This is a genomic window from Kitasatospora sp. NPDC085879 (assembly GCF_040686255.1).
In the GTDB taxonomy this organism is placed as follows: Bacteria; Actinomycetota; Actinomycetes; order Streptomycetales; family Streptomycetaceae; genus Kitasatospora.
Window position 1 is genome coordinate 1 of the sequence record NZ_JBFBJZ010000165.1, and the last position, 3,833, is coordinate 3,833.

General features: G+C 69.3%; 5 protein-coding genes. 1 reads left to right on the plus strand and 4 read right to left on the minus strand.

The genetic code is table 11. The features are described from left to right. From AB0P35_RS41620 to AB0P35_RS41635, 4 genes are all read right to left on the minus strand, one after another. On the minus strand, window positions 1-251 hold a 251-nt coding region (locus AB0P35_RS41620; protein WP_363521704.1), incomplete at its 3' end, for a hypothetical protein. Beyond that, on the minus strand, window positions 248-802 hold the full coding sequence (locus AB0P35_RS41625; protein WP_363521707.1) for a transposase: 555 nt from the start codon (window positions 800-802) through the stop codon (window positions 248-250). The genes AB0P35_RS41620 and AB0P35_RS41625, both read right to left, overlap by 4 nt. Before the next feature lie 54 nt (window positions 803-856). Continuing rightward, complete coding sequence (locus AB0P35_RS41630) at window positions 857-1,231, minus strand: transglycosylase family protein (RefSeq protein WP_363521710.1); 375 nt, start codon at window positions 1,229-1,231, stop codon at window positions 857-859. Between the two features lie 88 nt (window positions 1,232-1,319). After that, the gene (locus AB0P35_RS41635; protein WP_363521713.1) at window positions 1,320-2,657 is read right to left on the minus strand and encodes a PLP-dependent aminotransferase family protein; all 1,338 of its coding nucleotides are present in this window, start codon (window positions 2,655-2,657) and stop codon (window positions 1,320-1,322) included. Window positions 2,658-2,750: 93 nt separating this feature from the next. On the opposite strand from AB0P35_RS41635, the gene AB0P35_RS41640 reads away from it, so the two are divergent. After that, entirely contained in the window at window positions 2,751-3,374 is a 624-nt protein-coding gene (locus tag AB0P35_RS41640) for a DJ-1/PfpI family protein (protein WP_363521716.1), read from the plus strand. Window positions 3,375-3,833 lie beyond the last annotated feature (459 nt).

The following is a 3,833-nucleotide window of genomic DNA, read 5'->3' on the forward strand; positions in this document are numbered from 1 at the left end:
CTGTCTCTGCCGTCGTCCCCGCCGTGGGCTCGGCCGTCGAGGTCGGCGAGCAGCACCGGTTCGTGCGTCGCGGCCGCGCGGATGTCGGCGACGAATCCGGCGGTGTGGTCGGCGGGCCGCCAGCAGCGCGTACAGCCGTGCTTCTTCGGGAATCTGGAGCGGCACGCAGGCCGCCAGGGCCTCGTGCGGAGTGTCGAACCCGAAGGGCGCTGGTCCGGTGCGGCCGCGGTCGAGCCGGAGCGGATCTTCACCCACAACGCGTCGATGTGGATGACCGCCAGACCGCGTTTAGCGGGCGGTTCTGCCAGCTCACGAGCTCGTCCACGACCGCGTCGGTGACCTTGCTGATCAGATCCGGGCTGACCTCGACCCCGTAGATCTGGGCCAGGTGCGACCGGATGTCGCGCACCGACATCCCGCGTGCGTAGAGCGACGGGATCCGCTCGTTGAACCCGGCCAGCCGGCGCGCGTTCTTCGGCACCAGCTTCGGTTCGAAGCCGCCGTTGCGATCCCGGGGCACCGCGACCGTGACCGCGCCGACATCGGTGAGTACGGTCTTGGGCGAGGCACCGTTCCTGGAATTTCCCGAGCCGCGACCGACCGGATCGTACTTCTCGTAGCCCAGGTGCTCGGTCATCTCGGCTTCCAGGGCCCGCTCCAGCACGGCCCGGGTGATCTCGGTCAGCAGCCCGCCCTCGCCCAGAAGAGCCGCCCCGGAGGCGTCCGCGCTGTCCATCAACCGCTCGACGACCTCGCCGACCAACGCCTCCCCGGCCGCAGCCGGCACCGTCTTTTCCGTCATGACTTGTCCGTTCCGCCTGGCCCGAGGCCCGAGGCCGAGCCTCCGGCCAGACTGTCAGATCACGGACTTGCACGATCTTTCAGACACGCTCGTGAGCTGCTCGGCGGCGGGGTGCTGTGCCGGTCGCGGTGCGGGGACGGTGTGGTGGCCGGGGGAGGTGCGGACGGCGCGGGCTCCGCAGGCGGGCCAGGGGGCCATGCCGCTGCGGGCGGCGAGGTGTTCGGCGACTGTGATCTGCTGCCAATGGGTGGCGAGGTCGGAGCGGGTGGCGTAGGCAGTGCCGCCGTTGGCGCGCCAGGCCTGCTGGTCGAACTGGAGGCCGCCGTAGTAGCCGTTGCCGGCGTTGGCGTGCCAGCGTCCGCTGGGCGTCGGTTCCGTGGGAAGGACGGCTGCGGTGATCGTGATTCCCTCATCAATCCCGGGTAGCACACCAACCGGGCCCCGGGCCTTCAGCGCCGACGGACTTTCGTACGCAGACGTCGTCGGTGCGGGCAGGGATCGGCTGGTCGAGGGGAACTCACGTGTGGGCGTCCTCGACGGCGACCTGTCGCACTGTACGAAGCGTCGATCGGAGAATGTCCAGATCGGTCGAGGCCAGAGCGAGGCGGATCGCCTGCGGTGTGTGCGTCGAGGTGGTGAACGGCTCCGCTGTGGTCACGGCGATGTGTCGGCGCGCGAGGGTGGCGGTCAGGCGATCGGCGCGTGCGTCGTCGGGCAGTGTGAGCCATGTGAAGTAGGACGAGGGGTGGCTGATGAGTGGTAGGCCTGCCAGCTCTTGTCTGGCGAGTGACTGGCGGGCCTTGGCGTCGTCTCGCTTCTGCGCTTCCAGCTGGTCCACCGTGCCGTCGTCGAGCCAGCGGCAGGCGATCGCGGTGGTGAGGGCGGGCGTGTTCCAGGTAGTCACCCGAATGGCGCGTTCGAGCGAGGGCACCGCAGATGGCGGGGCGACGACGAAACCGACCCGGAGGCCGGTGGCAACGCTCTTGGACAGTCCCGAGACGTAGACGGTGATGTCCGGCGCGGTCGCAGCCAGAGGCGGTGGAGGGTCCTCGGCCAAGAAGGCGTAGGCGGCGTCCTCGATGAGGAGCGAACCGTGCTGTCGGGCGATCTTGATCAGGCGGGTTCGGTCCGTTGCCGGCATGACCCAGCCCAGAGGGTTGTGCAAGGTGGGCATGGTGTAGATCGCGCGCACAGGGCGGGTGGCGCACAGCTTCTCAAGAGCATCGAGATCCGGCCCGTTGGGGGTGGTGGGTATGGGCTCCAGGTCGAGGCGAAGGGCGTGCGCGAGCACCTTGAAACCCGGGTAGGTGAGCGCGTCGACCGCGACGACGTCGCCGGCCTTGAGCGCGGCCATGACAGTGATGGCCAGACCCTGCTGCGCACCGTTGACGATCAGGATCCGATCGGCGTCGGTGGTGATGCCGCGACGCCTCAGATGCCGTGCGATCGAGGCTCTGTCCTGGGGGCGCCCTCGATGTGGTTGGTAGCGCAGCAGCGCGTCGAGATCACCGGAGGTGGCCACCTCCCGTAGTGCCTGCCGCAGGAGATCGGCCTGGCCGGGCAGCGACGGATAGTTGAAGGTGAGGTCGACCGCGCCAGTGGCGACGACCTGCTGATCGATGCCGTGACCGGCGGGAACCGCGATGTCACGCACGAACGTGCCGCGGCCCTGCTCCCGGCTCACCAGACCCATGGCTGCCAGCTCGGCGTAGACCCGAGTCGCGGTCACCACGGCGATGCCCTCATGGGCGGCGAGCGCGCGGTGTGTCGGCAGCCGCACGCCTGCGGGGAGCCGCCCCGACTGGATGTCGGATGCGAACGCGTCGACCAGCGTCTTGTACCGCGAGGCTGCCATGCACCGAATTGTATCCATGACAATTTTTTGGCTGTCATCTTCGCGGGACCTTACCGTCGAGCCCCACCCCACCTCTACGGAAGGGCAATCGCCGTGCACATCGCCATCCTCACCTTCGAGGGCTACAACGAACTCGACTCTCTGATCGCGCTCGGAGTGCTCAACCGCATCAAGACCGACGGCTGGCGTGTCACCATTGCCACCCCCGCCCCCAAGGTGACGTCGATGAACGGAGTGGTCATCGAACGGATGTCCACTCTTGAGGAGGCGTGCACCGCTGATGCCGTCATCGTCGGGAGCGGCATCGCCACCCGCGAGGTCGTCGAAGACCCGGCGATCATGAACATCCTGCGCGGTCTGGACCCCTCGCGCCAACTCATCGCGGCGCAGTGCTCCGGCGCGCTCGTGCTGGCCAAGCTCGGCCTGCTCAACGACATCCCCGCCTGCACCGACCTGACCACCAAGCCCTGGGTAGTCGCCGCCGGCGTCGAGGTGCTCAACCAGCCCTTCTACGCCAAGGGCAACATCGCCACCGCCGGCGGCTGCCTGGCCTCGCACTACCTCGCCGCCTGGATCATCGCCCGCCTCGAGGGCAACGATGCCGCCGAAGGCGCGCTGCACTATGTCGCCCCGGTCGGCGAAAAGCAGGAATACATCGAGCGTGCCTGGAGCAACATCACGCCCTACCTGCCTGCTCCCGCGCCGGCGCTCGTCTGAACGGCGAGCTGCAGGCAGCAACCGGCCAGGAAGCCGCGCCCCCGGTGGCCCGGCCGCTCGTTCGCGGCCCTCACGTACCGGACTGTTGGGCAATGCACGTCCGTGCTCCCCCGCACCTCCACCGTGTCTGGGTGCGCGCAACCCAGGCCACGGGCGACGGCACCGGCAGGACGATCCGCCGCACCGCCTAAACCGCCCCCGGGTCGGTCCGCAGCCACCGCGGGACGACGGTGTCGACGCTCTCCCAGTAGCTGTTCGGGTGGCCGTCGACCGCGTTGCCGGAGGCGTGCAGCCGGAAGTGGCCTGCGCAAGGACGGCGAACGCCTCGCGCCGCGCCACCGGGCACGGCGCGGGGCGTCACCGCTCAGAGCCGGAAGGGGTTCGCCCCCGCGCCGGCCAGCAGGTACCACGCGGTGGCACCGGTGTGCGGCGCGGCGTAGTAGATGTCGCCCTCACCGG